Consider the following 26,954-nt stretch of genomic DNA (forward strand, 5'->3'; position numbering starts at 1 on the left):
AGGGTAGTACGGAAAACTCTTCGGTTATTTAGATTATATTATGAAGCTCCACCCTGATCTTTCTTAGTTGTCGTTTGCCTCCCGAAATAATAGAATGGAGGTAAGGGTTTATAGTAAGTTAGGGGGAGAAAAATGGCCGGTAATACAGCGGAAATACAAGATTTGAATGAAATGATTAAACTCGTTATTTTTCGCGTCAATGATGAGGAATATGGAGTGGATGTGTCGCTCATCAAGTCGATCGAGAGAATGATGCAAATCACACGTGTTCCCAATGTCCAAGAGTACATACTCGGTGTCATGAACCTTCGGGGTTCGGTCATTCCAGTAGTGGATTTGCGCAGTAGATTTGGTTTTTCCGCCACCGAAATAAAAGAGGAAACAAGAATCATCGTACTCAGTATCGATGATGTGGATGTGGGGATCGTCGTTGATAGCTGTAGTGACGTGACAGACATCAATCGGGACCAAATTGAACCTCCACCTAGTGTTGTGGGTGCAATCGAAGCTACCTTTATTCAAGGAGTAACGAAGATTGACCGTAGGTTAATTATCCTACTAGATATGGAGAAGACGCTCAAAATAAAATAAACTTTTTGGGTTTAGGGTGCGGAGGCACCCTCTCTTTTTTTGCCTTGGAATGTTGACAACAAGAATCTGGGAGATGTTTAAATATATTCCAAGTTATCTACCCTCCACTTAAAACTTTCCCCCACCTTTCTCCGTCTAAATAATAATCAGGATCACTTAGGGAGGAAAAAAGTCATGAAACGAAATCAAGATACGGTAAAAGGGATCGTTCTAGGATCAGTTCTCACTTTTGGTTTAACAGCATCAATGGGGAACTTGTCAGCAGCTGGAATTTATAAGAAGCTTGAAGCTGCATTTAACGACATCAAGGTAAATGTTCAGGGTAAAGCAGTTGAACTAACCGATGCGAAAGGAAAAAAAGTTGAACCGTTTATCGTAGACGGTACAACTTATTTGCCCGTTCGAGCAATGGCGGAAGTGTTGGGGCAGCCGGTCGAATGGGATTCCCATAACAACACGGTGTATATTGCTAAACCTCAAGCTCAAAACGAAGGTGTGCAGGTTGTGACGGCTCAAGAGATTAAAATGGAGGAAGGGAGAATCCACGCTAATATTCAGGTTCCTGCCATTGTCAATCTAAAAGACGAAGTCTTCCAGTCCACTTTAAATCAGAGGTTCCTCAAAGATGCTGAGAAATCTTTTCAAAATTTTAAAGAAGAGATAATAGATAAAAACGGTGCACCCCTAGCTATTGATGGCGGTTATAAAGTAGTTACAGACACTGAACAGCTCCTTAGTATTCAACGCTACACGGTAAAGACAGCAGCTTCAGGCGTTGAGACCATTCAATACGACACGATTGACAAGAAAAGCAATGAGTGGATTACCTTACGCAGCTTATTTAAAGACGACCAGTTCCTCAGCGTCATCAGTGAAGATATTAAACAGCAAATGAGGGCCCAAATGAAAGAAGATGAGGGAAAGGTCTATTGGGTTCGTGGAAGCAGTCTGCCGGATGAAAATGTAGTGGACCCCTTTGAAACAATCACAGGAGATCAGCCCTTTTATATTAACAATGACGGTAATCTCGTCATCTCTTTCAACGAATACGAAGTTGCTCCAGGGTATATGGGGATTGTTGAATTTGTGATTCCAACTGAGGCGATTGAGGATCTATTAGTGAGCCATCAATATATAAAATAATCGGAAGGGGCAAACGAAATGGATAATCAATTTTTCGTTGGCTGGGGTACTTTGGCATTGATAAACGCCGCGTTAGCGCAAGGAAAAAACAGAACAGGATTAAATTGGTTTTTGCTATCCATATTCCTTGGACCCTTGGCAACTTTTATCTTGCTTTTCGTAGAGAAAAGATAGTATACGAAATACAAGATAGACGGAGGTGCGGCTGTTTGTTAAACTATAGTGAAACTGGGGATTAATCTCTTTGGAGGGTAAGATATGTGGAACGAATTTAAGAAATTCGCCCTAAAAGGCAATGTAATTGATCTCGCTGTCGGGGTAATCATCGGGACTGCTTTTGGGAAAATCGTTAGTTCATTAGTTAATGATGTGATTATGCCATTCTTTGGTCTAGTTTTGGGTGGAATAAACTTTAAGGACCTTGAGCTACCATTGGGAGATGCAGTTTTGAAATATGGGGCATTTCTCCAAACGGTGGTAGACTTCTTGATTGTTGCTTTTTCTATCTTCCTTTTCATCAAAGCAATAAATAGATTTAAACGAAAAGCAGAAGAAAAACCAGCAGCACCTCCGGTACCATCAAGGGAAGAAGAATTGCTCGCAGAAATCCGCGATCTATTGAAAAGCCAGGGAAGGAATTAATCCTTCGCCGGGTTTCAGATTCATTAAACGAGAAGGGAGCCAATTGGGCTCCCTTAAAATTCGTACGTCACTTGGACTTGTCTGGAGAATTTTAATTCTCCCTGATTAATTGAAGTTGATTGATCCTGGGCCATGGATTTGGCATTCATCATTTCCGCTGCTTCACGATATAAGACGGGTGGGGCGGATGTCCCTGATTCTTGAATCACAATGACCCCCTTTACCGTTTTCCCCGCTTTTAGCGCCAAAGCATCTGCCTTTTTAGCTGCATTATCCACAGCCTTCTCGAGAGCCTGAATTTCATACTCTTCCTCTTTTTCTGTCCCAAAACGGACATTATCAATCCGATTAACGCCCGCCTTGGTTACAGCATCGAGCAGAGCTCCGATCGTTTCCATTTTTCGATAGGTAACCTCTACCATATGTTCCGAACGATACCCTTTAAGGACATTCTTATCCTTTTCCCATTGATATTCGGGGCCGGTATAGTAGCGAACGGTTTTGATGTCCGCTTTTTGAACCCCTTGTTTTACAATCGCATTTTGGATCTTGGAAAATAGCTCGGCATTTTTTTGCTGGGCTTCTTGCGCAGTTTTCCCTTCTGTATTCAGACCAAATTGAACGTATGCCACATCAGGGGCAATCGTGATTTCTCCTTTTCCAGAAACAGTAATTGTGTTGATCTGCTCAGTGCCAGCTGCTTTGGCATCTGGGATCAGATAATGAGAAAAGGCCAGTCCACATCCAAATATCAAAACCAGTGCAACGGGTACTGCAATTAGCTTGGTCCACTTCATTTTGGGTCAACTCCTTGTGATTTATTCTAATCACTAGACGTTGGGATTTGCAGGAAGGTTTCACAAACTTGGCAGAGTGAAGAAGGATAAAAACAGGGGTAGAAAGAATGCAAGATGTCCATAAAAAGGGGATTAATGACAGGATCGTAGGGAAGAGGTGAAACCCTGTCGCATATTGTAGTGAATTGCGACAGGATTGGGGAGTAGCTTTTCTTACTGGACCGCAAAAACATGATTTCCAATCCGAGCGGTTCTCTGTAAGCGATCCATCCAATGACTGCGGGATATTTTTGGATTATAAAAGTAAATTGCACCATTTGTCGGGTCGCTGCCAGAAAGAGCTTGTTTTGCAGCGGCGATAGACTCTTGGTCAGGTTGGTCATTAATTGCCCCGTTGGCTACGGGTTGGAATTGGTATCGTCCATTGCGGCTTTGGTGGATGACATCATAAATTTGATTAGGGAATTGCTTGTTTTCGGTACGGTTAATAATCACTGCTCCGACTGCGACTTTCCCTTTAAATGGTTCACCCTTCGCTTCCGCATGGATAATCTTAGAAAGCCAGTTGAGATCTCTCAGTGTATAGCTGCGGTTAATTTGTGCTGCACTACGGCTAGGCAGTTTTACCTGCTTTTTCGGAGAAGGATTCTTTTTTGCGACCTGAACTTTCTTTTTTGGCTTTAACACTTTTTCAACGTGTGTAATTTTCTCCGCTTGAATCTTCTTTTGAACGATTAAATCGTTTTGGAAAGGATTATTCCTTATTTTCTTTGTGACTCCATGTGAAACGGGCTGTTTGGTTGCCTGATCTAATTCTTTGGCATAGGCCAAGGAATGCGAGAGGATACCGATGGATCCCACAAAGAAAAGAAGAATCGGTATAATTCTAAGGTGTAGTTTATTCATTAGTTTTCCTCGCTTTTCTACCCGCAGCTTTTTTGCTTGTGTAGTACAGCGAATTAATATTGAAATTAAAATATGTAACATCGTAACATAGTTTCAATCTTATGAGGCACGCAAAAATCTGGAAGTCTGCATAATAATGGGCAGCGTGGTTATAATAAGTGTACAAACCAATTAATGGGCTGTAGCCAAGTGGTAAGGCAACGGACTTTGACTCCGTCATGCCCTGGTTCGAATCCAGGCAGCCCAGCCATTTACCACCTTTGTCAGATCCCTCTTTTGTCTGCTAAGAATAAAGGAATCTTAAGTCCATCAAAATTCACTTCCAATATTTCTACGAAAAAACCGGGCTTTGCCCGGTTTTCCTATTTCTCCCCTGAAGATCCCCCCTTTTTCCAATTGAAACACGATTTCCAACGTTTTAGCTGTTTTCACTTGATTCCATTTACAGTAAAATGAGAGTGCGATGGTGATAAACATATTTAGGGGGTTCAAATGATCGATATAGAGAAAACCCAAAACATAGATCGGATTTTAACGAACGTTGAAAAAGTTGTGATCGGGAAACGCAAAACGATCCGCAAAATTCTCGCCGCTCTCTTTGCTAAAGGTCACATCCTGCTTGAAGATGTGCCAGGTGTTGGGAAAACCTTAATGGTTAAAGCCTTGGCGAAATCGATCGGCGGTACGTTCAGACGCATTCAATTCACGCCAGATTTGCTTCCAACAGATATTTTGGGGCTTTCTATATATAATCAAAAAACGATGGAATTCGAATTTCGCCCGGGGCCGGTCGTAACACATATTCTACTCGCGGACGAAATCAATCGGACATCCCCCAAAACTCAATCGGCACTTCTAGAGGCCATGGGGGAAAGGGCCATCACCGTAGACGGAAAAACTTATGCACTTGAACAACCGTTTCTTGTCATGGCTACGCAAAACCCCATTGAATACGAAGGGACGTTTGTCCTTCCAGAAGCGCAGATGGATCGGTTTATGATTAAAATCAATCTGGGTTACCCGGACCGTGAGAGTGAACTGGCGATTTTGGATCGAATCAATGAGGTGCAGGATGACTCATCTTTACAAGCGGTATGCACCATTCAGGATATTGTGGAAATCCAGAGAGAAGTAACCCAGGTCTATGTCGATGATCTGGTAAAAGCATATATGGTGGATCTTTGCCGGAGCACAAGGGAGCATGAGCAGATTCTGCTTGGCGTTAGTCCGCGGGGGTCTGTATCCTTGTATCGTGCAGTGCAGGCTTGGGCTTTTCTAAATGGTCGGGATTTTGTTACGCCGGATGATGTGAAGGAAATGATCCATGATGTTATAAATCACCGCATCCTGCTAACTCCAGATGCTAAAATTGAGGGGATCGGCGCAACAGAGGTGATAGCTGAAATTGTTCGGGATGTTGCTGTTCCGATTACGGCAGGCTATGTCCCCGAAAAAAGAAGGAGTTTCTAAGTGCAAGCCAAGGTGAATCTCATCCTATTAGCCGCTATAACGGTAGGAGCCTTTTTTTATGTGGAGTGGCATCCGGGATTTACGAGCAGTTTTATTTTTTATCTGCTCTTGCTCCTGATTGTTTATGAATGGGCCGTATCGTTCTTGATGTTTAGAAATCTGAAAGTCAAAAGAGTGATCCTGAAAAAGAGAATACGCGCTAACGGGAATCAACAAATCACAATCCTTCTGCAGCGCAGCCACCGCTTTCCAATCGCATGGTATGCCGCTTACGAAGGCGAGCGTTCCCGTGGATACATTGTTTTTCCTTGGTTTCGCAAGGAGGTTCAGATCACATATGCGGAAACGAACCTGCCTCGCGGGCTCTATGAATTGAGGGAAGTCACCCTTTTGTCCGGCGATTTGTTTGGTCTCGTTAAACAGAAAAAAACCTTTGATCTCCATGATACCTTCCTTGTCCATCCGGAGTATTCTGTTCTTAAAAATTGGATCTTCAAGGATCATGTGAAGGGCGAGGATATTACTTCTGCGCGAACCACTTCGCAGAATTCTACATCGGTTGTGGGAGTAAGAGAGTACCAGCAGGGAGATCGACTCAGTCAAATTCACTGGAAGGCCTCTGCGAAAAATGGGGTGCTTCGTACCAAGGAATTCGAGAATCACGTGTCCCATGATTTACTGGTCCTTTTGGATACCCATCGAAAAGCCTATAATACGGGCCAATCCTTTGAAAAGGCTATTTCGCTGGTGGCAAGTATTATGTATTCAAGTCAACTCCAACAAAACCGATATACCTTTCTGACCCAGATGCAGATCCCGATCGTAAGCACAAGAGTGCTAAAGGGAAAGCGCAGTGAAGATTTTCAACAAATACTGGATCTTTTGGCCCGGATAACCTGCGATGCGGAAAAGACCTTTCCCGAATTTATCGCGAAGACGATGGAACAACACCCGCAGGCATCCCGGTTGGTGCTCGTTACGTCACGGATTGATCAGGTTATGTATATTCTGTTAGGGGAGCTCGTTCGTCAGAGGAAAAGAATAGAGCTTTTTTATTTTGATGAAAAGAAGGAAGGCCTGGAATGGATCCAAAAGCTGAAGAGAATGGGGGTCATCTGCCACCATGAAAATGGTTAAGGGGATTCTAATCTTTCTTGTATTATGTGAATGGTTGCGCCCCCTGCCCAGTTTATCCCACTTTGAAAACATGCCCGCATTTATCGTATTGATGGCCATCTTTTGCCTGGTGGAAGTAAGTGATAGATTGCCTCTCTTGTTGAAATGGGTGGTGAAAGCTTGTGCGGCAGGTGGTACCATCTATTTTCTGTTTGACGGAAAATGGCAGTTAGCTGCGGAAAAAACAACCTGGCTACAATATGTGAAACTGGAATGGCTCTATAATTATCAACAGATAGGACTGGGAGACTGGAACAGCACAACAGCCCTGTTTCGAACGGTATTGTTTATTCTTATTCTATGGTTGGCAGTCAGCATTGTATATGACGCGGTCTTGCGTAGAAAACAGGGGAAAGGCTTTGCTTTTATTACCTTATGCTATTTTATTTTATTGGATGTCACAACAGAAATGGAGACTAAGGGTCTCCTTTTACAAACGGTTCTACTGTTGTTGGTCCTGTTATCTATGATCCAACTCAGATTTGTAGAAAGACAAGGAATCCAGATGTTAGACGGCTTGCGTCGCTCTCGTTCGTATTGGATGCTGTCAACTATCCTGCTTGTAGGAGTTATTGCCCTTTTTGCCTATCAGTTGCCAAAGCCGGGGGAATCAGCAGCCCAGACTTTTCTTTGGAATACTCTTGCCTCCCAGCCGAAGAAGGTAGGTTATGAAAGTGGGGATCATCGTCTAGGGGGACCTTTTCATGAGGACCGGACGATTGTGTTTTATGCGGAAACGGCGAGTGAACATTACTGGCGTGGAGAATCACGGGATCTCTATACCGGCCTGGAATGGAAGAATACTCCCAGGGAGAAACAGTTAACTAGGCAAATGAATGCCTTGCTTGGACAACCGTTGTTTCCAAATATTAAAACAGAAGATATTGAAACGAAGGTTCGGTACATTGATCAAAAGCATAACCTGATTTTTTCCACCGGCCAGGTCAAACAACTGAAAGTGTTGGAACCTGAGCGGGGAATCTTGTATACAGAAGGAAACCATGATATTCAGGTTCATTATCCGACAGCTGGGGAGTTTATCAAGCATTATGAGATAACCGAGCAGCTTCCTCTGATCAATGAACAAGAACTAAGGAATTCTTCTACGAATTATCCAGAAACGATTAAATCCCAGGATTTACAGCTGCCTGCAGGCTTGCCAGAACGGGTAAAGGAGTTGGCGAGGGAGCTGACCGCGGATGCGGCTGATCCGTACCAAAAAGCGGTCGATATTGAACAATATCTTCGCTTGCAAGGTGGATATCTTTATGAGCAACAGGATATCCCTTACGTATCAGAGAATCAAGACTTTGTAGATCAATTTTTATTTGAAACGAAAAAAGGATACTGTGATCATTTTTCGTCCTCGATGGTTGTTCTTTTGCGGGCTGCCGGTGTCCCTGCGCGTTACGTTAAGGGTTTTTCAACGGGGGACGTGAACCATAGCAAAGAGGGGCTATTGGAGGTAACGGTGCGAAATAAAAACGCGCATTCCTGGCCGGAGGTTTATTTTGAGGGATATGGTTGGGTGGCCTTTGAGCCTACACCTGGCTTTCATTACCCGACGAAAAAGGAGATGGATCAGGATGCTGTAAACAAGCTGCAGAAGACACCACTTCCACCACCACCGCCACTGGAGGACAAGAAAGATGAACAAAAGAAAGAGGACGAACAGCATTTAGCAGGTAATGAATCTACAAACCCACTTCCTGCCGTTTTACTAATCCTATTCTTTGGTGGAGGATTGCTTTTTGCTTATTTGAAACGGCAGCCGTTGTATTTGAAATGGCTCTATCGAAAAGGGATGAAGGCGGCTTCCTCTGGGGAGTTCTCAAAAGTTTATCTATCCCTACTAAAAGCGTTAAGCAGATGGGTGTCCAAAAGACAATTAAATGAATCGCTTAGCGAATATATTGACCGTATTCAGATCAAACAGGAAATGAAAATAGAGCTGAAAAAGCTCAATGCTTGGTATGAAAAGCAGTTATATGGCAGGAAGAAAGAAGATCCTTCTGAGACTGCTGAATGCCGGGAGATTCTCAAAAAAATAATTCACCATTTCCATTCTTGAGCTTTTAGCCAGACTTTGGTAGAATGATGTCGTTAAAAGTCGAACGTTGACTCTAAAAATGGGTGGAATGTCTGGGAATGGGTGGATCGGATATTAATCTCGATCAAAACAAAGCCGACCCCTCTTTTATACAGAAAATAAGAGGGTTCGGCTTCATGTTTTTCTTTGCAAAAGGTGAAGATACTAGAGAAAACACTGGAATCTCAAACACGCATCTATTAATTACATACTTCGAATGATAATGAGGAGGATATATTCATGCAGCGACCGAATGAACTTGTGATTGTTTTGGACTTTGGAGGTCAATATAACCAGCTGATTGCACGCAGAGTGCGGGACCTAGGGGTATATAGTGAACTAATGCCGTTTAATACATCCGTTGAAAAAATCAAAGAATTGCAGCCGAAAGGAATTATCTTTTCGGGAGGACCAGCAAGTGTTTATGAAGAGAATTCTCCATTAGTCAATGAACAAATTTATGATTTGGGGATTCCGATTTTAGGGATTTGTTACGGCATGCAGATGATGACCCATCATCTAAAAGGAAAAGTGGAAAGAGCGGGAAAACGGGAATATGGAAAAGCGGCTATCTCCGTAACAGGCGAGAGTCCGTTGTTCAGAAAATTGGACAACCAGCAAAATGTTTGGATGAGCCACGGCGATCTGGTTGTGGAGGCTCCACAAGGTTTTCGCGTAGATGCAAGCAGTGATCACTGCCCAATCGCGTCCATGAGCAACCCAGAGAAAAATTTCTACGCGGTGCAATTCCACCCGGAAGTCCGTCACTCGGAATACGGGAATGAAATGATTAAAAACTTCCTTTACGAGGTATGTCAATGTGAAGGAAACTGGTCGATGGAAAACTTCATTGAACAAATGATTGCGGAAATCAAAGAAACCGTAGGCGATAAAAAGGTGTTGTGTGCGTTGAGCGGTGGGGTTGATTCATCGGTTGTAGCGGTATTAATCCACCGCGCGATAGGTGATCAGCTAACCTGTATGTTTATCGATCATGGCTTGCTTCGTAAAGGGGAAGCGGAAAGTGTAATGGAAACCTTCGGCAAAGATTTCCACATGAATTTGATAAAAATCGATGCTAAGGATCGTTTCTTATCGAAGTTAAGAGGGGTTTCTGATCCGGAGAAGAAGCGGAAAATTATCGGGAATGAATTTATCTATGTATTTGAAGAGGAGTCAGGCAAACTAGAGGGCATGGACTTCTTGGCTCAAGGGACTTTATATACAGACATCGTCGAAAGCGGAACAGCCACTGCTCAAACGATTAAATCCCACCATAATGTAGGCGGGTTGCCGGAAGATATGAAGATGAAACTCATCGAACCGCTGAAAGCCCTGTTCAAGGATGAAGTCCGGAAAGTGGGTGAGGAGCTTGGCATTCCAGATGAAATCGTATGGCGCCAACCTTTCCCGGGACCGGGTTTGGGGATTCGTGTCATCGGTGAAATTACCGATGAGAAATTGGAGATTGTTCGTGAATCGGATTATATTTTGCGTGAGGAAATCAAAAATGCTGGATTGGACCGAGAAATTTGGCAGTACTTCACAGCCCTTCCTGATATGAGAAGCGTCGGGGTCATGGGAGATGCAAGAACATATTCCTATACTGTTGGAATTCGTGCTGTTACTTCGATTGATGGAATGACAGCAGATTGGGCACGAATTCCTTACGATATTTTAGAAAAAATTTCGGTAAGAATCGTTAATGAAGTGGAAAACGTCAACCGTGTCGTTTACGATATTACCTCTAAGCCACCAGCAACCATCGAGTGGGAATAAAAAAACGCAGGGTCAGACTACTGTCGAAATTTGTCGATCATCAACTTTGGCGAATTACGGCTAGGGTTTGGCCCTGTTTCACGTACATTACCTAAAAACTTTTTTAAAATGTTCGTTTATCTTGTTGATTTATTTAATTCCCCCTGATACAATAAACTTACCGAACGAAATAACGCAAACTCAACTTAATATTCGCATTAAGTTTCGTATAATCTCAAGAATATGGCTTGAAAGTTTCTACCGGGCTACCGTAAATAGCCTGACTACGAAATAGCGGGTGAGTTTATTTTTATAATAAGCTCATGAATCAATGCTATTTTGTTGATACTAAAGCCTAAACAGAGATTTTCCTGTTTAGGCTTTTGTTTTTCGCGTAGGGGATAATTTAATAAAAAGGGGAATTGGGGAAAATGGTGAATCAACAAACTTCAGCACGTACTGAGATTTTTGCTGGGATTACGACCTTTGTTACAATGGCCTACATCTTGTTTGTAAACCCAATGATTTTATCCGGAACCGGCATGGACGCGAATGCTGTATTCTTGGCTACTTGTTTAGGGGCTGGGATTGTTTCGATTTTGATGGGGCTCATCGTGAAAGCTCCAATTGCTTTGGCGCCGGGGATGGGGTTGAATGCCTATTTTGCGGTTGTTGCTTCTTCAACAGGCGGAATCATGCCATGGCAAACGGCATTAGCAGCTGTTTTCATTTCAGGTATTATCTTCCTTATTTTGACTTTAACTGGTTTCAGACAAGCGCTTGTTGATGCTGTACCAGATGGTTTAAAGCATGGGATTACCGTCGGGATTGGATTGTTTATTGCACTTTTAGGTTTTAAGCTTTCGGAACTGATTAAAATTCAGGCGATTCCGATCCCTCCAACGATGGATAGTCTGGCCAAAGGACCGACGGATCTGATGTCCTTTGAATGGAATCTTCACTTGGCGAATTTTAGTTATTTCACAGGTAATTCAGGGATGCTTGCTTTTATCGGGTTAGTGATTACAAGTTTGATGGTTGTACGTGGATTAAAAGGCGGTATTTTAATTGGGATACTGATCACAACGATTATTGGAATTCCAATGGGGGTAACGGATATCTCAAGCCTACAAGGCGCAAAATGGTACCCCGATTTCTCGACAAACAATTTCTTTGCCCTAGACCTTCAAGGGATTCTTGGGATTGGTATTCTAGAAGCAATCTTTGTCTTTACTTTCGTAGAATTGTTTGACACCTTCGGGACGATGGTAGGTACTTTGGACCGTGCCGGGATTTTAAATCAGCCGGATGGACGGAAAAAATTATCCAAGGCGATGATGGTTGATGCGTCTGGGGTTTCCATTGGTGCCCTTTTAGGTACGAGTACGATTACCGCTTTTGTAGAAAGTGCTTCTGGGATTGAGGCAGGCGGACGACGTGGCTTAACTGCCATAACAGTAGGGGTATTATTCATCCTAGCCTTATTCATTGCTCCGATCGCGGGGATTGTTCCGAGTGCAGCAACAGCGCCGGCCCTTATTATTGTTGGGGTGCTTATGGTGCAAAATATTTTAAAAATTGATTTCCATAATATGTTGGAAGCTATTCCTGCCTTTTTAACCATTATTCTAATGCCTTTAACGCAAAGTATTGCGAATGGGATTTCAGCGGGTATTCTATTCTTTACACTGTTATCTGTCTCCCTTGGTAAAAAGGTCCACCCGATTATGTGGGTGTTGACGATCCTGGTGATTGTTCGATACATCTTTATCGGTGGGGAATAAAGAGCTGCCTATAAAAAAAGAAGATCGCTTTTTTTCGGTTGTGTTTTCGCCGGAAGGGCGATTTCTTTTTTGGATCGCAATGAGTAAAACACGAACATTAAATATGAACATTTCGTTGATAATACGTAAATAAGGTTGAGAAACCCGTCGAATTGTGGTTTACTAAAGAAGTAATATTCGTTCGTAGGTTTAAGTGAGTCATGAAACGTGCAAGGGGAGGTTCTGGAAATGACGGCAGCGAAGGTTGGAGTCATAATGGGCAGTACTTCAGATTGGGAAACGATGAAAGAGGCTTGTGCCATATTAGAGGAATTAACTATTCCTTACGAAAAGAAGGTTGTTTCGGCACATCGTACGCCGGATTATATGTTCCAATATGCAGAGCAAGCACCGGAACGAGGGATTGAAGTGATTATAGCAGGGGCTGGTGGTGCCGCACATCTTCCAGGAATGGTAGCAGCCAAAACTATTTTGCCGGTGATTGGGGTACCTATTCAATCGGCCGCATTAAAAGGAATGGATTCGCTGTTATCGATTGTTCAAATGCCTGGTGGTGTACCGGTGGCTACTGTAGCGATCGGCAGAGCAGGAGCAATCAATGCGGGATTGTTGGCAGCACAGATTTTAGGCCTTAAAGACAAGGAAATAGGACAGCGGCTTTTGGCTCGTAGAGCGCAAATTCAAGCGAAGGTTTTAGAGGAGAGTGATCTCGGGTGAAGGTAATCAAACCAGGCTCAACGATCGGCATCTTAGGTGGCGGACAATTAGGCAGAATGATGACTTTGTCCGGGCGAAATATGGGTTATCGATTCGTTACCCTAGATCCCACTCCGGATTCCCCTTGTGGACAAGTGGCAGAACAAATTGTGGCTTCCTACTCAGATTTGGATGCAGCCATCCAGTTGGCGAAGAAAAGCGATGTGGTTACCTATGAATTTGAAAACGTGGATGCTGCAGTGGCTGCTGGCTTAGAGAAGTTCTCTTATGTTCCGCAGGGAAGTGAGTTGCTGAGAATTACTCAAAACCGGATACGAGAAAAGATCACACTTTCCTCCATTGGGGTTCCGGTTGCTCCTTTTGAAGTGGTACGAGCTGGTGAGGATTTGCAGCAGGCAATCATCAAGCTGGGAACACCCTGTGTGGTCAAGACTGCAACAGGTGGGTATGACGGAAAAGGACAATGGGTGATTAGAGAAGATCAGCAAATCATATCTGTTGTCGAGACGCTTCGCGCTTTTGAGGGGGATCTAGTTGTTGAGAGGTTTATCCCTTTTCATAAAGAACTTTCCGTGATCGCTGCACGAAGCACCAAGGGAGAGATCAAAACTTTCCCTGTCGCGGAAAATATCCACCGTGAAAATATTCTTCATCAATCGATTGTACCGGCAAGGATTTCCGAGAAAACTACCAAGGAAGCGGAGGAAATTGCCGTTAACATAGCCACCTCAATGAACGTGGTTGGCCTAATCGCCGTCGAAATGTTCTTGACTAAAGAGGGGGACTTGATGGTGAATGAATTGGCGCCACGCCCTCATAACTCGGGCCATTATACGATGGATGCATGTATCACCTCTCAATTTGAGCAACATATTCGTGCTGTTTGCGGATTGCCGCTTGGGGATGTGACCCTGTTAAGCCCAGTGGTGATGGTCAATATTTTGGGAGAGCATCAAGAAGCGGTAGTCAATAAAATGGAACAGCTTCCTGTAACGGCAAAACTTCATCTATACGGGAAAGCTGAAGCAAAATCGAAACGTAAAATGGGACATATCAATTTTCTTGCTTCAAATACCGATAAGGCTCTGGAGCAAATTGATCAATTAGATATTTGGAAAACGGAGGTCGTCTTATGATTCAGCGATATTCTCGCCCGGAAATGACAGCGATTTGGACAGAAGAAAATAAATTTAAAGCCTGGTTGGAAGTGGAAATACTAGCTTGCGAGGCATGGTCTGAGCTTGGACACATCCCTCGTGAAGACGTGCAGAAGCTCCGAGAAAAAGCTGGATTTGATATCGATCGGATCTATGAAATTGAACAAGAAACAAGACATGACGTCGTTGCATTTACCCGAGCAGTTTCAGAGACACTGGGCGAGGAAAAGAAATGGGTGCATTACGGTCTTACCTCTACAGACGTAGTAGATACGGCATTATCTTATCTTTTATTGCAAGCCAATCAAATCATCCGCAAAGATCTAGAGAATTTTATTGAAATACTTACAAACAAAGCGAGAGAACACAAGTATACCGCAATGATGGGACGGACACATGGGGTCCATGCCGAACCAACTACATTCGGTTTGAAACTGGCTCTATGGCGTGAGGAAATGAAGCGTAACCTCGAACGTTTTGATCAGGCAGCGAAGAACCTGGCTTTTGGAAAGATCTCCGGGGCTGTCGGGACCTATGCCAATATTGATCCGTTCGTAGAAAGCTTTGTTTGTGAAAAGTTGGGATTGAAGGCTGCGCCGGTTTCTACGCAAACCCTGCAACGTGACCGTCATGCCGATTACATGGCTACTTTAGCCTTGATCGCTACTTCCCTAGATAAATTTGCAACTGAAGTGCGCGGCCTGCAAAAAAGTGAAACAAGAGAGGTTGAAGAAGCCTTTGCCAAAGGGCAAAAAGGGTCTTCAGCGATGCCGCACAAGCGCAACCCAATCGGAAGTGAGAACATCTCCGGATTAGCACGGGTGATTCGTGGGCATATGGTTTCCGCTTATGAAAATGTTCCGCTTTGGCATGAAAGAGATATCTCCCATTCTTCTGTCGAACGTGTCATTCTCCCGGATGCGACGATCCTTTTAAACTATATGCTGAATCGTTTTGGGAACATTATTAAAAACTTAACTGTATTCCCTGAAAATATGAAGCGCAATATGGACCGGACCTTTGGCCTGATCTATTCGCAAAGGGTGTTGTTGAAGTTAATTGACAAAGGCTTAAGCCGTGAAGAGGCCTATGATACCGTTCAACCGCGTGCTATGCAGGCTTGGGAGGAACAGCGATCCTTCCGCGCGATTTTGGAAGAGGATCCAAAGGTGCAGGCATGGTTAACAAAGGAAGAACTGGACGATTGTTTTGATTACAACTGGCACTTGAAGCATGTGGATACAATTTTTGAACGGGTTGGACTGTAATTAGCAGAAAAATTTTCCGCTATTTCCGAAGGAGGGGCTACTATGGAGAAATTAGACCTACTATACGAGGGCAAGGCCAAACGAGTTTACAAAACATCCGAAGAGGACCTCTACTGGATTGAATATAAAGATGACGCGACAGCCTTTAACGGTGAAAAGAAGGCACAAATTTCCGGTAAAGGTGTTCTCAATAACGAGATCAGTTCCATCCTTCTTACCTTACTAAAAGAAAAAGGGATCGAAAATCATTTAGTGAAAAAGCTATCTGCCACTGAGCAACTTGTTCGCCAGGTGGAAATCATCCCGATTGAAGTGGTTGTCCGCAATCGAGCCGCTGGTTCTTTTTCGAAAAGGTTGGGTGTTGAGGAAGGAAACCTTCTTCCTAAGCCGATTGTTGAATTCTACTATAAGGACGATGCACTCGGTGATCCGTTTATCAACGACGACCATATCGCCATACTGCAATTGGCATCCCCGAAGGAATTAGAGCTGATCAGAGAAACAGCCCTTAAAGTGAACGATATTCTATCTGCCCACTTAGGTGAACGTGGAATCACTGTAGTGGATTTCAAATTGGAATTTGGCAAGACAAGAGATGGACAAGTGATTCTGGCTGATGAGATTTCTCCAGATACTTGCCGTTTCTGGGATGCCAAAACAAATGAGAAATTAGACAAAGATCGCTTTCGACGTGATCTTGGTAACCTCATTGAAGCATATCAGGAAATAGCGAAACGATTAGGAGGAGAAATTCATGTTTAAGGCAACCGTTTTTGTCACATTAAGAGAGAGCGTCTTAGACCCTCAAGGAAGTGCAGTACGCGGATCATTGCATACCCTTGGTTTTGATGAAGTCGGGGAAGTGCGGATCGGAAAATATATGCAATTAGAAATCGATTTAAACGATCGCGCTGCAGCTGAGGAACGTGTCAAAGAAATGTGTGAAAAGCTGTTAGCTAATACGGTAATCGAGGATTATCGTTATGAACTGCAGGAGGTCTAAACATGAATTTTGCAGTAATCGTATTTCCTGGTTCCAACTGTGACGTAGATATGTATAAGGCTGTAGAGGATTGTCTTGGACAGCCTGTTGATTATGTTTGGTATACTCAAACCGATCTTTCGAAATATGATGTGATCTTGATTCCTGGTGGTTTTTCTTATGGGGATTATCTCCGTACGGGAGCGATGGCTAGTTTAGCACCTGCTATGGAGTCTGTGAAAAAAGCCGCAGCAGAAGGGAAACTCGTGCTTGGGGTCTGCAACGGATTTCAGATATTAACGGAAGCCGGCTTGCTGCCTGGGGCTTTGCGCCGAAATCAATCCCTTAAATTCCACTGTAAGTACGTGGATCTAAAAGTAGAATCCAATTCCACTCCTTTTACCCTTGACTATCAAGAAGGGGAAATGATTAAAATTCCAATCGCACATGGCGAAGGAAATTATTATTGTGATCCGGAAACCCTGAAGAAACTACAGGAGAACAACCAGATCGTCTTTCGTTATGAGGGTCTTAATCCAAATGGCTCTATTGATGAGATTGCTGGAATTATCAATGAGCAGGGAAATGTCCTTGGCATGATGCCGCATCCAGAACGTGCTGTACATGAATGGTTAGGTTCTGAAGATGGAAAACGGATGTTTACTTCGATTCTAAAGTATTGGAGGGAACGTAACGGTGCAGCATAAAGAACCTACTCCTACTGAAATCCAGGAACAAAAGGTTTACCGTGAAATGGGTTTAACCGACGAAGAATATGAAAAAGTATTAGAAATTATGGGCAGAAAGCCAAATTATACAGAAATCGGGATTTTTAGCGTCATGTGGTCTGAACACTGCAGCTACAAAAATTCCAAGCCTGTTCTACGTAAGTTCCCGACAAAGGGTCCGCGCGTTCTGCAAGGTCCTGGGGAAGGGGCTGGGATCGTCGATATTGGCGATAACCAGGCGGTTGTTTTCAAGATGGAAAGCCATAACCATCCTTCAGCGATCGAGCCCTATCAAGGCGCTGCGACAGGCGTCGGGGGGATTATCCGCGACGTATTTTCAATGGGGGCTAGACCAATTGCGATGCTCAATTCCCTTCGTTTCGGTGAACTCGATAACGCAAAAACAAAATATCTATTTGAAAATGTAGTTTCCGGGATTGCTGGATACGGAAATTGCATCGGGATTCCAACGGTTGGGGGAGAAGTTATGTTTGACCCTAGCTACGAAGGAAATCCGTTGGTGAATGCGATGTGTGTCGGGTTAATCAATCATGACGAAATTCAAAAAGGCGTAGCCAAAGGGATTGGTAACCCTGTGATCTATGTTGGGGCTTCAACAGGAAGAGATGGGATCCATGGAGCAACGTTTGCCTCAGAGGAACTCAGTGAAGAATCTGAAGCGAAGCGCCCAGCTGTTCAAGTGGGAGATCCATTTATGGAGAAGCTGTTGCTTGAAGCTACCCTTGAATTGATCCGTTCTGGATATGTCGTGGGGATTCAGGATATGGGTGCAGCGGGACTAACCAGTTCCAGTTCAGAGATGGCAAGTAAGGCTGGGAACGGGATTGAATTAGATCTGGATATGGTGCCGCAACGTGAAACGGGAATGACCCCATATGAAATGATGCTTTCCGAATCCCAGGAGAGAATGCTTGTTGTTGTAAAGCAGGGCACAGAGGAAGAAGTCTATAAAATCTTTGAGAAATGGGGATTGCATGCCGTTGTTATCGGCCGTGTAACAGATGACGATCAGCTCCGCCTATTGCACAAAGGCGAAGTGGTTGCAGAAATCCCAGTTGATAAATTGGCAGAGGATGCGCCAGTGTACCACAAACCTTCCGCAGTTCCTGCTTATTATGAGCAATTTGCAGGGCTCGATACAACAGAAATCGAAGAAACGAAAGACTATGCAGATACATTATTGAAACTGTTGTCTTCACCAACCATTGCCAGCAAGGAATGGGTGTACAATCAATATGATTACATGGTTCGTACAAATACAGCGGTCATGCCTGGATCCGATGCAGCGGTGTTGGCGATTCGCGGCACTCGTAAGGCCTTAGCGATGACTACCGATTGCAACGCCCGTTATGTTTACCTTGATCCATACCAAGGCGGAGCAATTGCAGTTGCCGAGGCAGCACGGAACGTGGTTTGTTCCGGAGCACTTCCATTAGCGATCACCGATAACTTGAATTTCGGGAGTCCGGAAAAGCCGGAAATCTTCTGGCAGATAGAGCAGGCAGCAGAAGGGATCAGTGAAGCCTGCCGACAGTTGGAAGCACCTGTAATCGGAGGTAACGTCAGTCTTTACAATGAAACAAACGGTGTTGCGATCTATCCAACACCAACCATCGGAATGGTCGGGTTGATCGAAGACATGGATCATATCACAACTCAGGACTTCAAAGCTGAAGGTGATCATATCCTGCTGCTCGGGGAAACCAAGGCGGAAATCGGCGGATCTGAATATCAAAAGCTAGTCTTGGGTCGGATCGAAGGACGTCCGCCACAAATCAATTTGGAAAAAGAAAAGGCTATCCAAGCGACCGTTCTTAAGGCCATTCGCGAAGGATTGGTCAAGTCCGCACATGATCTTGCCGAAGGGGGTCTTGCCGTTGCCTTGGCTGAATCTTGTATCGATGGAAACGTGGGTGCGGAAATTCAGTTGGATACGGAGCTTCGTGCGGATCTTACATTATTTAGTGAATCTCAATCACGGATTTTGCTTTCCGTTGCACCCGATCATGTGGAAAAAGTGAAGGGTTTGGCATCGGAAGCAGGAGTAACAATCGCAGAACTTGGTAAAGTCACGGGAGAAAATTTAGTTATTCGATTAAATAACTCTGAAATCATAAATCAGCCTCTCTCAACATTGAAAGCGGCCTGGAAGGATGCGATCCCATGTTTGATGACGTAATTTGGGACAAACTAAACGAGGAATGTGGGGTATTTGGGGTATTCGGCCATGCTGATGCCCCTCAGCTTACTTACTACGGGATTCACGCGCTTCAACACCGCGGACAGGAATCTGCTGGAATCTGTGCATCAGATGGGAAAAACTTCTCCTACCATCGGGGAATGGGACTGGTAACCGAGGCCTTTGGCAACGATGAACTGGATCATCTTCGAGGACATATCGCCATTGGCCATGTTCGCTATACAACGGCAGGGGAAAGCAAAATCGAGAATGCACAGCCGCTTATTTTTAAATACAGCCATGGGAATTTGGCTTTAGCCCACAACGGGAATTTGGTGAATGCCAAACAAGTAAGACATCAGTTGGAACGCCAAGGATCGATCTTTCAAACGACAAGCGACACGGAAGTGGTTGCACACTTAATTGCCCGTTCCGGCTATGACAAAATCGAAGAAGCTGTCAAAGAATCCTTGCGGATGATAAAAGGGGCTTATGCGCTGCTAATCATGACGGAAAAGAAAATGATCGTCGCGCTTGACCCGAATGGACTTCGCCCACTTTCTTTGGCGAAGCTTGGTGATGCCTATGTTGTTTCATCGGAAACTTGTGCCTTTGATATTGTTGGGGCCACCTATCTACGCGAAGTGGAACCTGGAGAAATGGTTGTGATCGATGAAGACGGACTCCGCTCGGAGAGAGTATCCGGGAATACGCAGCGGGCCATCTGTTCTTTTGAATATATCTACTTCGCCAGACCTGACAGTGATATAGACGGAATCAATGTTCACACGGCACGAAAACGCTTGGGCAGAGAGTTGGCCGCAGAAGCCCCAGTAGAGGCAGATGTGGTGACAGGTGTACCCGATTCCAGCATTTCTGCAGCCATTGGTTATGCCGAAGCGACAGGAATTCCTTATGAGCTAGGGCTCATCAAAAACCGCTATGTGGGGAGAACTTTTATCCAGCCTAGTCAGGAATTGCGGGCAAAAGGTGTGCGGATGAAGCTAAGCGCCGTCCGTAAGGTCGTGGAAGGTAAGCGAGTCGTGATGATTGATGATTCGATTGTTCGGGGAACGACAAGCGGTAGGATTGTGCAGATGCTACGTGATGCAGGGGCGAAAGAAGTCCATGTAAGAATCAGTTCACCGCCGGTCATGAATTCATGTTTTTATGGGATCGATACATCAACTCGCGCCGAATTGATTGCAGCGAAGAAGAACATTGAAGAAATGCGGCAATTTATTGGAGCTGACAGCTTGGCCTTTTTATCGATTGATGGACTGATGAGGGGAACAGGGAGAAATTCCGACCATCCGAATAATGGACATTGCCTGGCCTGCTTTACCGGACAATATCCAACGGAAATTTATGAAGAGATTGAAGACGAAAGTGAAAGTGAAAACCACTGCGAAAGCCTAAGCAAGTCGTAGTCAGGGGGCAGAGACGATGAGTGATGCATACCGCCACGCGGGTGTTGACATAGATGCAGGGAATGAAGCTGTAGAAAGAATGAAGAAACATGTAAAAAGGACTTTTCGTCCGGAGGTTCTAACGGGTCTTGGGGGATTCGGTGCCCTTTTCCAACCGGATTTGAAAAAATATGAGGAACCCATCCTTGTTTCCGGTACAGATGGTGTGGGAACCAAATTAAAGCTGGCTTTTGCTATGGACAAGCATGACACGATCGGTGTCGATGCTGTTGCCATGTGTGTCAATGACATTGTTGTGCAAGGAGCGGAACCACTGTTTTTCCTGGACTACTTAGCCTGTGGCAAGGTCGTTCCGGAGAAGATTGAAATGATTGTGAAAGGCATTGCAGACGGCTGTGAACAGGCCGGCTGTTCCTTAATCGGCGGTGAAACGGCTGAAATGCCAGGGATGTACACAGATGGCGAATACGATATTGCTGGTTTCTCGGTTGGAATGGTTGACAAAAAGAAACTAATTGATGGATCTGCGGTGAAAGCAGGAGACGTATTAATCGGTCTTGCTTCAAGCGGAGTTCACAGCAATGGGTTTTCCTTGGTCAGAAAGGTTCTTTTGGAGGATAACAAATTATCCCTTACTTCCCGCATGGAAGAGCTAGACAATCAGGTGCTTGGAAACGTCCTGTTAGAGCCTACCCGCATTTATGTTAAGTCCATTCTAAGCGTATTAGAGGAAATCCCTCTACACGGTTTGGTGCATATGACAGGCGGCGGATTCTACGATAACATCCCAAGAATTGTTCCAGAAGGCTTGCAAGCGGAAATTCAAAAGGGAACCTGGTCCATTCTTCCGATTTTTAACCTGATCCAGGAAAAGGGCTCGATTTCCGATTACGATATGTTTAGGACATTTAATATGGGGATTGGCATGGTTTTAGTTGCCGATTCAAAAAATAAGGATGCTTTGTTAGATAAACTAAAAGCACTTGGGGAACAAGCCTATGTCATTGGTTCGATCCAAGAGGGTGATGAGGAAGTTCGGATTGTCGGAGGGAATGAATAATGAAGATCGCTGTGTTTGCTTCCGGCTCCGGCTCCAACTTTTCCGCCATGATGGGGGCGATTCGGGCCGACAAACTGCCTGGTGTAGAGGTAGCTCTATTGGTTTGCGATCGCCCCGGAGCCTTGGTTGAGGGTCGGGCAGAACAGGAATCCATTCCTGTTTTTTCTTTTCAGCCTAAGCAGCATGCTGACAAGTTGGCTTACGAGCAAGTCATTTTGCAGGAATTAAAGAAAAAACAAGTGGAGTGGATCATCTTGGCCGGTTATATGAGATTGATCGGGGATACCCTGTTAGAGGCTTATCAAGGGAGAATCATTAATTTACATCCATCCCTTCTTCCTGCTTTTACCGGTAAGGATGCCATTGGCCAAGCCCTAGAATATGGGGTGAAAGTAACCGGAGTTACCGTCCACTTTGTCGATGCTGGAATGGACACCGGACCGATTATCGCCCAAAGGGTGGTACCCATTTTGGAGGGGGATACCCGAGAAACGCTGACAAAGAGAATTCAAGAACAAGAACATCAATTATTGCCTGAAGTTGTGCGATTAGTACAAGAAGGAAAAGTGAAACTTATAGGCAGAAAGGTGGGAGTGCAGTGAAAAGAGCATTAATCAGTGTATCAGACAAAACGGGAATCGTTCCTTTTGCTAAGGAATTAGTGGAATTAGGTGTAGAGATTATCTCCACAGGGGGTACTGCGAAACTTCTAAAAGAGCAAGGAGTAAAGGTTACGGGTATTTCTGAGGTCACCGGTTTTCCAGAGATTCTCGATGGGCGTGTAAAAACCTTGCACCCTAACATTCATAGCGGACTGCTTGCCATTCGTGACAAGGAAGAGCACCAAAAACAGTTGGAAGAGTTAAAGATCCAGCCCATCGATTTGGTTGTGGTGAATCTTTATCCTTTTAAAGAAACCATTAGCAAAGAGAATGTTGCTTATGAGGACGCGATTGAAAATATTGATATCGGCGGCCCAACCATGCTTCGTTCTGCTGCGAAAAACCACGCTTTTGTCACCGTTGTCGTAGATGCAGGGGATTATCCTACGATTCTTGAAGAGGTGAAAGCGGGTGGGGATACTAGTCTTAAAACCCGTCGCCGTCTAGCAGCAAAAGTTTTCCGCCATACAGCAGCTTACGATGCCTTGATCTCCAATTACCTCACTGAACAAGTAGGGGAAGAATGGCCAGATCAATTAACGGTTACCTTCGAAAAGGTGCAGTCGCTTCGTTATGGGGAGAATCCTCATCAAAAAGCAGGTTTCTATAAGGAGCCATTAGCAAAAGCTGGCACTTTAAGCACAGCCGAGCAATTGAACGGTAAAGAGCTTTCCTACAATAACATTAATGATGCAGATGCGGCATTGCAGTTGGTTAAGGAATTCGACCAACCGGCAGTGGTTGCAGTGAAGCATATGAATCCTTGCGGAGTGGGGACAGGTCAAACGATTTTTGAGGCCTATCAGAAGGCCTATGAATCGGATCCCGTTTCTATTTTTGGCGGAATCATTGCAGCCAACCGTGTGATTGATCGGGAAACTGCGCTTCGAATGAAAGAGCTCTTTTTAGAGATCATTATGGCTCCAGATTTTGAACCGGATGCATTGGATGTCTTGAAAGAAAAGAAAAACCTTCGTCTCCTTAAACTAGGTGAGTTGAAAAATGAAGGCAACCCAAGTTTGCGTTTGTCCTCCGTTCAAGGAGGCGTGTTGATCCAGGAAGAGGATCGTAAGCAAGCGGAACTTGCAGATTTGAAGGTCGTTACTGAGCGGAAACCAACTGATGAAGAGCTCGAACAGCTTTTATTTAGCTGGAAAGTAGTCAAGCATGTGAAGTCCAATGCTATTGTTTTGGTGAAAGATTTCATGACCGTAGGAGTTGGAGCAGGTCAGATGAACCGTGTGGGTTCAGCAAAGATTGCCATTGAGCAAGCAGGAGAAAAATCCGCAGGGAGTGTGCTTGCGTCTGATGCCTTTTTCCCAATGCCGGATACCCTGCAAGAGGCGGCAAAGGCTGGAATCACTGCGATCATTCAACCAGGTGGATCGATTCGTGATCAAGATTCCATCGATGAAGCGAATAAGCATGGCATTGCGATGGTGTTTACTGGTAATCGTCATTTTAAACATTAGTTCTGGGAGGATTCCATGAAGGTATTAATTGTTGGGAGCGGCGGGCGTGAACACGCGATTGCCTGGAAGCTATCCCAAAGCCCGAAGGTAGAAAAGATTTATTGTGCCCCTGGAAATGCGGGGATTGCTGAACATGCTGAATGTGTCCCAATTGGGGTGAATGATTTCGAGAAATTGACGGCTTTTGCCAAGGACAACAAAGTAGACCTCACTTTTGTCGGACCTGAAGAGCCTCTTTTAAATGGCATCGTCGATGAATTTGAAGAAAAGGGGCTTGTTGTATTTGGTCCTCGCAAAGAAGCAGCATTCATTGAGGGCAGTAAAACATTTGCGAAAAACCTGATGCAGAAATATCAGATTCCAACCGCAGCCTATGCTTCATTTACCCAGTACGAGGAAGCTTTGGCTTATATTCAGCAGCAAGGTGCACCGATCGTCATCAAGGCTGATGGGCTTGCTGCAGGAAAAGGGGTTGTCGTCGCGATGACCCTTGAGGAAGCAGAGACGGCTTTAAAAGACATGATGCTTGATGAATCACTTGGTCTAGCAGGAGCAAAGGTTGTCATTGAGGAATTTCTGCAGGGCGAAGAGCTTACTCTTCTTTCCTTTGTGGATGGCACAACGGTGAAACCCATGATCCCTTCTCAGGATCACAAACAGGTTTTTGATCAAGACAAAGGACCAAATACGGGCGGAATGGGAACTTACTCTCCTGTACCCCAAATGTCTGCGGAGTTAATTCAGCAAATTATGGACGAGATTGTGCTCCCCACGGTAAAAGCGATGGATAGTGAAGGGGTTCCTTTTAAAGGGATTCTTTACACGGGATTGATGATTACGAAAAACGGGCCGAAGGTCATCGAATACAATGCACGTTTTGGCGACCCTGAAACCCAGGTTGTATTGCCATTGTTGCAGACCGATCTGATGGATATCTTTATTGCAGGGGTTTCCGGTGAATTGGAGCAATTGCACATTCAGTGGAAAGATGGTGCCGCAGTATGTGTGATCATGGCTTCTGGCGGATATCCTGGTTCTTATGAAAAAGGGAAGGAAATTCTCGGTCTTGATTCGGTTGCCGCTGGCGATGCAGTGGTCTTTCATGCGGGTACAGCCTTCCAGGAAGGTAAAATTGTCACCAATGGCGGTCGGGTGCTTGGCGTAACAGCCATTGGTGGTTCAATTAAGCAAGCAAGAGAAAAGGCCTATCAGGCGGTGGAACACATTTCTTTTGAAGGTGCCCATTATCGCAAGGATATTGCTCTGAAGGCTTTAAGATAATCAGGATTTGTAACGTCCTTTATTGCGGCTCCCAAATTGAGCCCATAGATAGACAATGACTGCGAGTGAACCAACGGTTCCGACGACGGTGAATAGATGGTCACCGATCCATTCCCAAAATGCGGGTCCCATTATCTATATTCCCCCCTTTCTTCTTCGGAAGAATGCGGGGGTTCTATTTTTGTTCGGGCAAATTTAACGGTTCCATAAGGAACTTTCCGCCTCGACTCTTTCTCCGGAATCGTATTTACGTTAAATAGGGCAAGTCCGGGGCAAAAACGAGTAATCCCCTCCGTCACCTTCATCGCTGAAGTAAGAGCAATAAACTTTGGAAAGGTCTTGTCTGGTCTATGTACCATGCTGGATACGCTCCAGGCAAGTCCGAATAAGCCAATGGTGATACGGAAAAAAGCATCCATCGAACCAACATTCTTTTTCATTTTCATCCCTCCCTCGGATAGATTTATTGTTTGTTTATTAGAAAAAACGATACTGGGAAAACCTGATTGAATGGAAGGAAATAGGGTGTTTTTGTCGAAAACATAGGGCAAAGAAGGAGAGGCGAAATGGATGAAAATCATAAAATGGGCTCTACCCACTGTACTCGCGTTCACTTTAACAGCCTGTATGGGAGGGAAAACACCAGATCTACCGAACAATCAGGAACAGCCATCTGGAAAGCAGGAGCAGCAGCAGACTCAAAATCCGCCTGAGGTGGAAAAAACGTTTAAATATACGGCCCCCTTAACAGGGATGGGGACCGATGAAGAATTGCCCAAACGAACGATTATGGTGATGGTAAACAATGCCCCACAGGCCCGCCCGCAATCCGGTCTGGATCAAGCCGACCTAGTCTATGAGATCCTGGCTGAGGGTTGGATTACCAGATTTGTTGCCATCTATCATAGTGAGAAACCTGAAGTCATTGGGCCTGTGCGCAGTATTCGGTCCTATTATGTGGATCTTGGCGGCAGATTGGATGCGATCATGGTACATGCTGGGGGAAGTCCGGCGGCCCTATCCACTTTGGAAGGAAAAGGGATGGCCCATTTAGACGAAATTTATAATGGCGGCGGCTATTTTTGGCGCGAAAGCTTCCGCAAACCCCCGCATAACTTATATACCGATTTAACGAAAATTTGGGATGGTGCAAAAGCATTAGGATTCCGTGAAGAAGGGGAAATCCCCAAGTTGGATTTTGCTGCGGAGGATGCCGATGTTTCTGGCGATGCTGGAAATATCGTAAAGATTCGTTATTCCGAAGGGTACAATGCAAGTTATGAGTATGATGCGGCTGCAAAAAACTACAAGCGCCTCACGAACGGAGAGCCGCACCTGGACCTTACCACCAAAAAACAGTTAACCGCGGTCAATGTCATGATCATTGAAGCCCCCCATCGCATTATTGATAATGAGGGGCGCAGAGACATCAATTTGTTTGGGCCCGGCGAGGGAATGTTGCTTCAGCGGGGGAAAGTTCAACCGATTAAGTGGGAGATGAAAGATGGCATTATCCGCGCATACTCTAAGGACGACGGAGCCGAGGTGAAATGGTTCCCGGGGAACACTTGGATTAACGTTATTCCGGACAAGCCAGGGTTACAGGAGGCTGTGGTGGTGGAATAGTCGGAACCACGGTCC

26 protein-coding genes, 1 tRNA gene and 1 riboswitch are annotated in these 26,954 nt (G+C 44.7%); of the genes, 23 read left to right on the forward strand and 4 right to left on the reverse strand.

Annotated elements, in window-relative coordinates:
- Positions 1-132: 132 nt before the first annotated feature.
- From J2Z37_RS00225 to mscL, 4 genes are all read left to right on the forward strand, one after another.
- Positions 133-591, forward strand: coding sequence for a chemotaxis protein CheW (locus J2Z37_RS00225; RefSeq protein ID WP_209807756.1), 459 nt, complete (start codon positions 133-135; stop codon positions 589-591).
- Between the two features lie 174 nt (positions 592-765).
- Positions 766-1,734: an anti-sigma-V factor RsiV gene (gene rsiV, locus J2Z37_RS00230; protein ID WP_209807758.1), complete on the forward strand. Its 969-nt coding sequence runs from the start codon at positions 766-768 to the stop codon at positions 1,732-1,734.
- 18 nt (positions 1,735-1,752) lie between these two features.
- Positions 1,753-1,908, forward strand: coding sequence for a hypothetical protein (locus tag J2Z37_RS00235; RefSeq protein WP_209807760.1), 156 nt, complete (start codon positions 1,753-1,755; stop codon positions 1,906-1,908).
- Between the two features lie 84 nt (positions 1,909-1,992).
- Positions 1,993-2,376 (forward strand): large conductance mechanosensitive channel protein MscL, encoded by a 384-nt coding sequence (gene mscL, locus J2Z37_RS00240; RefSeq protein WP_209807762.1) that lies wholly within the window; start codon positions 1,993-1,995, stop codon positions 2,374-2,376.
- Positions 2,377-2,429: 53 nt separating this feature from the next.
- On the opposite strand, the gene J2Z37_RS00245 is transcribed toward mscL, so the two are convergent.
- Both J2Z37_RS00245 and J2Z37_RS00250 read right to left on the reverse strand, forming a co-directional pair.
- Positions 2,430-3,173 (reverse strand): SIMPL domain-containing protein, encoded by a 744-nt coding sequence (locus J2Z37_RS00245; RefSeq protein ID WP_209807764.1) that lies wholly within the window; start codon positions 3,171-3,173, stop codon positions 2,430-2,432.
- 213 nt (positions 3,174-3,386) lie between these two features.
- Entirely contained in the window at positions 3,387-4,079 is a 693-nt protein-coding gene (locus tag J2Z37_RS00250; protein WP_209807766.1) for a cell wall hydrolase, read from the reverse strand.
- Positions 4,080-4,254: 175 nt separating this feature from the next.
- Between J2Z37_RS00250 and J2Z37_RS00255 the strand changes: the two genes are divergently transcribed.
- The 18 genes from J2Z37_RS00255 (at position 4,255) to purD (ending at position 25,313) form a co-directional block, all read left to right on the forward strand.
- Positions 4,255-4,329, forward strand: a tRNA-Gln gene (locus J2Z37_RS00255).
- Positions 4,330-4,571: 242 nt separating this feature from the next.
- Positions 4,572-5,549: an AAA family ATPase gene (locus J2Z37_RS00260; RefSeq protein ID WP_209807769.1), complete on the forward strand. Its 978-nt coding sequence runs from the start codon at positions 4,572-4,574 to the stop codon at positions 5,547-5,549.
- Positions 5,550-6,686: a DUF58 domain-containing protein gene (locus J2Z37_RS00265; protein ID WP_209807771.1), complete on the forward strand. Its 1,137-nt coding sequence runs from the start codon at positions 5,550-5,552 to the stop codon at positions 6,684-6,686.
- A complete protein-coding gene (locus tag J2Z37_RS00270) occupies positions 6,673-8,796 on the forward strand; it encodes a transglutaminase-like domain-containing protein (protein ID WP_209807773.1) in 2,124 nt (707 codons plus the stop codon). Before J2Z37_RS00265 ends, J2Z37_RS00270 begins: the two co-directional genes overlap by 14 nt.
- A gap of 258 nt (positions 8,797-9,054) precedes the next feature.
- Entirely contained in the window at positions 9,055-10,593 is a 1,539-nt protein-coding gene (gene guaA / locus J2Z37_RS00275; protein WP_209807775.1) for a glutamine-hydrolyzing GMP synthase, read from the forward strand.
- A 184-nt stretch (positions 10,594-10,777) separates the two neighbouring features.
- Positions 10,778-10,879, forward strand: a riboswitch (purine riboswitch).
- A gap of 124 nt (positions 10,880-11,003) precedes the next feature.
- Positions 11,004-12,356 (forward strand): NCS2 family permease, encoded by a 1,353-nt coding sequence (locus J2Z37_RS00280; RefSeq protein ID WP_209807777.1) that lies wholly within the window; start codon positions 11,004-11,006, stop codon positions 12,354-12,356.
- 228 nt (positions 12,357-12,584) lie between these two features.
- Positions 12,585-13,073 carry a 5-(carboxyamino)imidazole ribonucleotide mutase gene (purE, locus tag J2Z37_RS00285; RefSeq protein WP_209807779.1) on the forward strand — a complete coding sequence of 163 codons (489 nt, stop codon included), beginning with the start codon at positions 12,585-12,587 and terminating at the stop codon, positions 13,071-13,073.
- A complete protein-coding gene (gene purK / locus J2Z37_RS00290) occupies positions 13,070-14,209 on the forward strand; it encodes a 5-(carboxyamino)imidazole ribonucleotide synthase (protein ID WP_209807781.1) in 1,140 nt (379 codons plus the stop codon). Before purE ends, purK begins: the two co-directional genes overlap by 4 nt.
- A complete protein-coding gene (gene purB, locus J2Z37_RS00295) occupies positions 14,206-15,498 on the forward strand; it encodes an adenylosuccinate lyase (protein ID WP_209807783.1) in 1,293 nt (430 codons plus the stop codon). Before purK ends, purB begins: the two co-directional genes overlap by 4 nt.
- A 42-nt stretch (positions 15,499-15,540) precedes the next feature.
- Positions 15,541-16,260, forward strand: coding sequence for a phosphoribosylaminoimidazolesuccinocarboxamide synthase (purC, locus tag J2Z37_RS00300; RefSeq protein ID WP_209807785.1), 720 nt, complete (start codon positions 15,541-15,543; stop codon positions 16,258-16,260).
- Entirely contained in the window at positions 16,253-16,501 is a 249-nt protein-coding gene (purS, locus tag J2Z37_RS00305; RefSeq protein WP_209807787.1) for a phosphoribosylformylglycinamidine synthase subunit PurS, read from the forward strand. Before purC ends, purS begins: the two co-directional genes overlap by 8 nt.
- Positions 16,502-16,503: 2 nt before the next feature.
- Positions 16,504-17,187 carry a phosphoribosylformylglycinamidine synthase subunit PurQ gene (purQ, locus tag J2Z37_RS00310; protein ID WP_209807788.1) on the forward strand — a complete coding sequence of 228 codons (684 nt, stop codon included), beginning with the start codon at positions 16,504-16,506 and terminating at the stop codon, positions 17,185-17,187.
- Between the two features lie 46 nt (positions 17,188-17,233).
- Positions 17,234-19,408 (forward strand): phosphoribosylformylglycinamidine synthase subunit PurL, encoded by a 2,175-nt coding sequence (gene purL / locus J2Z37_RS00315; protein ID WP_209808877.1) that lies wholly within the window; start codon positions 17,234-17,236, stop codon positions 19,406-19,408.
- Complete coding sequence (gene purF, locus J2Z37_RS00320; protein WP_209807790.1) at positions 19,393-20,838, forward strand: amidophosphoribosyltransferase; 1,446 nt, start codon at positions 19,393-19,395, stop codon at positions 20,836-20,838. Before purL ends, purF begins: the two co-directional genes overlap by 16 nt.
- 16 nt (positions 20,839-20,854) lie before the next feature.
- Complete coding sequence (gene purM, locus J2Z37_RS00325) at positions 20,855-21,898, forward strand: phosphoribosylformylglycinamidine cyclo-ligase (RefSeq protein ID WP_209807792.1); 1,044 nt, start codon at positions 20,855-20,857, stop codon at positions 21,896-21,898.
- A complete protein-coding gene (purN, locus tag J2Z37_RS00330; protein ID WP_209807794.1) occupies positions 21,898-22,500 on the forward strand; it encodes a phosphoribosylglycinamide formyltransferase in 603 nt (200 codons plus the stop codon). Before purM ends, purN begins: the two co-directional genes overlap by 1 nt.
- The gene (gene purH / locus J2Z37_RS00335; protein WP_342453754.1) at positions 22,497-24,032 is read left to right on the forward strand and encodes a bifunctional phosphoribosylaminoimidazolecarboxamide formyltransferase/IMP cyclohydrolase; all 1,536 of its coding nucleotides are present in this window, start codon (positions 22,497-22,499) and stop codon (positions 24,030-24,032) included. Before purN ends, purH begins: the two co-directional genes overlap by 4 nt.
- 15 nt (positions 24,033-24,047) lie before the next feature.
- On the forward strand, positions 24,048-25,313 hold the full coding sequence (purD, locus tag J2Z37_RS00340) for a phosphoribosylamine--glycine ligase (RefSeq protein ID WP_209807796.1): 1,266 nt from the start codon (positions 24,048-24,050) through the stop codon (positions 25,311-25,313).
- Here the strand turns inward: purD and J2Z37_RS25685 are convergent, their stop codons facing one another.
- Complete coding sequence (locus tag J2Z37_RS25685) at positions 25,314-25,445, reverse strand: EYxxD motif small membrane protein (RefSeq protein ID WP_280922132.1); 132 nt, start codon at positions 25,443-25,445, stop codon at positions 25,314-25,316.
- Positions 25,445-25,753, reverse strand: a complete 309-nt coding sequence (locus J2Z37_RS00345) for a YgaP family membrane protein (RefSeq protein WP_209807798.1) — start codon at positions 25,751-25,753, stop codon at positions 25,445-25,447. The genes J2Z37_RS25685 and J2Z37_RS00345 overlap by 1 nt, the downstream gene beginning before the upstream one ends.
- Positions 25,754-25,883: 130 nt before the next feature.
- On the opposite strand from J2Z37_RS00345, the gene J2Z37_RS00350 reads away from it, so the two are divergent.
- Positions 25,884-26,939, forward strand: coding sequence for a DUF3048 domain-containing protein (locus J2Z37_RS00350; protein ID WP_209807799.1), 1,056 nt, complete (start codon positions 25,884-25,886; stop codon positions 26,937-26,939).
- Positions 26,940-26,954 lie beyond the last annotated feature (15 nt).

It is taken from the genome of Ammoniphilus resinae (genome assembly GCF_017873965.1).
GTDB lineage: Bacteria > Bacillota > Bacilli > Aneurinibacillales > RAOX-1 > Ammoniphilus_A > Ammoniphilus_A resinae.

Bases quoted from the DNA above. Each gene is read 5' to 3' on its own strand.
- J2Z37_RS00225 (WP_209807756.1), top strand. From the start codon at position 133: ATGGCCGGTAATACAGCGGAAATACAAGATTTGAATGAAATGATTAAA.
- rsiV (WP_209807758.1), top strand. From the start codon at position 766: ATGAAACGAAATCAAGATACGGTAAAAGGGATCGTTCTAGGATCAGTT.
- J2Z37_RS00235 (WP_209807760.1), top strand. From the start codon at position 1,753: ATGGATAATCAATTTTTCGTTGGCTGGGGTACTTTGGCATTGATAAAC.
- mscL (WP_209807762.1), top strand. From the start codon at position 1,993: ATGTGGAACGAATTTAAGAAATTCGCCCTAAAAGGCAATGTAATTGAT.
- J2Z37_RS00245 (WP_209807764.1), bottom strand. From the start codon at position 3,173: ATGAAGTGGACCAAGCTAATTGCAGTACCCGTTGCACTGGTTTTGATA.
- J2Z37_RS00250 (WP_209807766.1), bottom strand. From the start codon at position 4,079: ATGAATAAACTACACCTTAGAATTATACCGATTCTTCTTTTCTTTGTG.
- J2Z37_RS00260 (WP_209807769.1), top strand. From the start codon at position 4,572: ATGATCGATATAGAGAAAACCCAAAACATAGATCGGATTTTAACGAAC.
- J2Z37_RS00270 (WP_209807773.1), top strand. From the start codon at position 6,673: ATGAAAATGGTTAAGGGGATTCTAATCTTTCTTGTATTATGTGAATGG.
- guaA (WP_209807775.1), top strand. From the start codon at position 9,055: ATGCAGCGACCGAATGAACTTGTGATTGTTTTGGACTTTGGAGGTCAA.
- J2Z37_RS00280 (WP_209807777.1), top strand. From the start codon at position 11,004: ATGGTGAATCAACAAACTTCAGCACGTACTGAGATTTTTGCTGGGATT.
- purE (WP_209807779.1), top strand. From the start codon at position 12,585: ATGACGGCAGCGAAGGTTGGAGTCATAATGGGCAGTACTTCAGATTGG.
- purB (WP_209807783.1), top strand. From the start codon at position 14,206: ATGATTCAGCGATATTCTCGCCCGGAAATGACAGCGATTTGGACAGAA.
- purC (WP_209807785.1), top strand. From the start codon at position 15,541: ATGGAGAAATTAGACCTACTATACGAGGGCAAGGCCAAACGAGTTTAC.
- purS (WP_209807787.1), top strand. From the start codon at position 16,253: ATGTTTAAGGCAACCGTTTTTGTCACATTAAGAGAGAGCGTCTTAGAC.
- purQ (WP_209807788.1), top strand. From the start codon at position 16,504: ATGAATTTTGCAGTAATCGTATTTCCTGGTTCCAACTGTGACGTAGAT.
- purL (WP_209808877.1), top strand. From the start codon at position 17,234: ATGGGTTTAACCGACGAAGAATATGAAAAAGTATTAGAAATTATGGGC.
- purF (WP_209807790.1), top strand. From the start codon at position 19,393: ATGTTTGATGACGTAATTTGGGACAAACTAAACGAGGAATGTGGGGTA.
- purM (WP_209807792.1), top strand. From the start codon at position 20,855: ATGAGTGATGCATACCGCCACGCGGGTGTTGACATAGATGCAGGGAAT.
- purN (WP_209807794.1), top strand. From the start codon at position 21,898: ATGAAGATCGCTGTGTTTGCTTCCGGCTCCGGCTCCAACTTTTCCGCC.
- purD (WP_209807796.1), top strand. From the start codon at position 24,048: ATGAAGGTATTAATTGTTGGGAGCGGCGGGCGTGAACACGCGATTGCC.
- J2Z37_RS25685 (WP_280922132.1), bottom strand. From the start codon at position 25,445: ATGGGACCCGCATTTTGGGAATGGATCGGTGACCATCTATTCACCGTC.
- J2Z37_RS00345 (WP_209807798.1), bottom strand. From the start codon at position 25,753: ATGAAAAAGAATGTTGGTTCGATGGATGCTTTTTTCCGTATCACCATT.
- J2Z37_RS00350 (WP_209807799.1), top strand. From the start codon at position 25,884: ATGAAAATCATAAAATGGGCTCTACCCACTGTACTCGCGTTCACTTTA.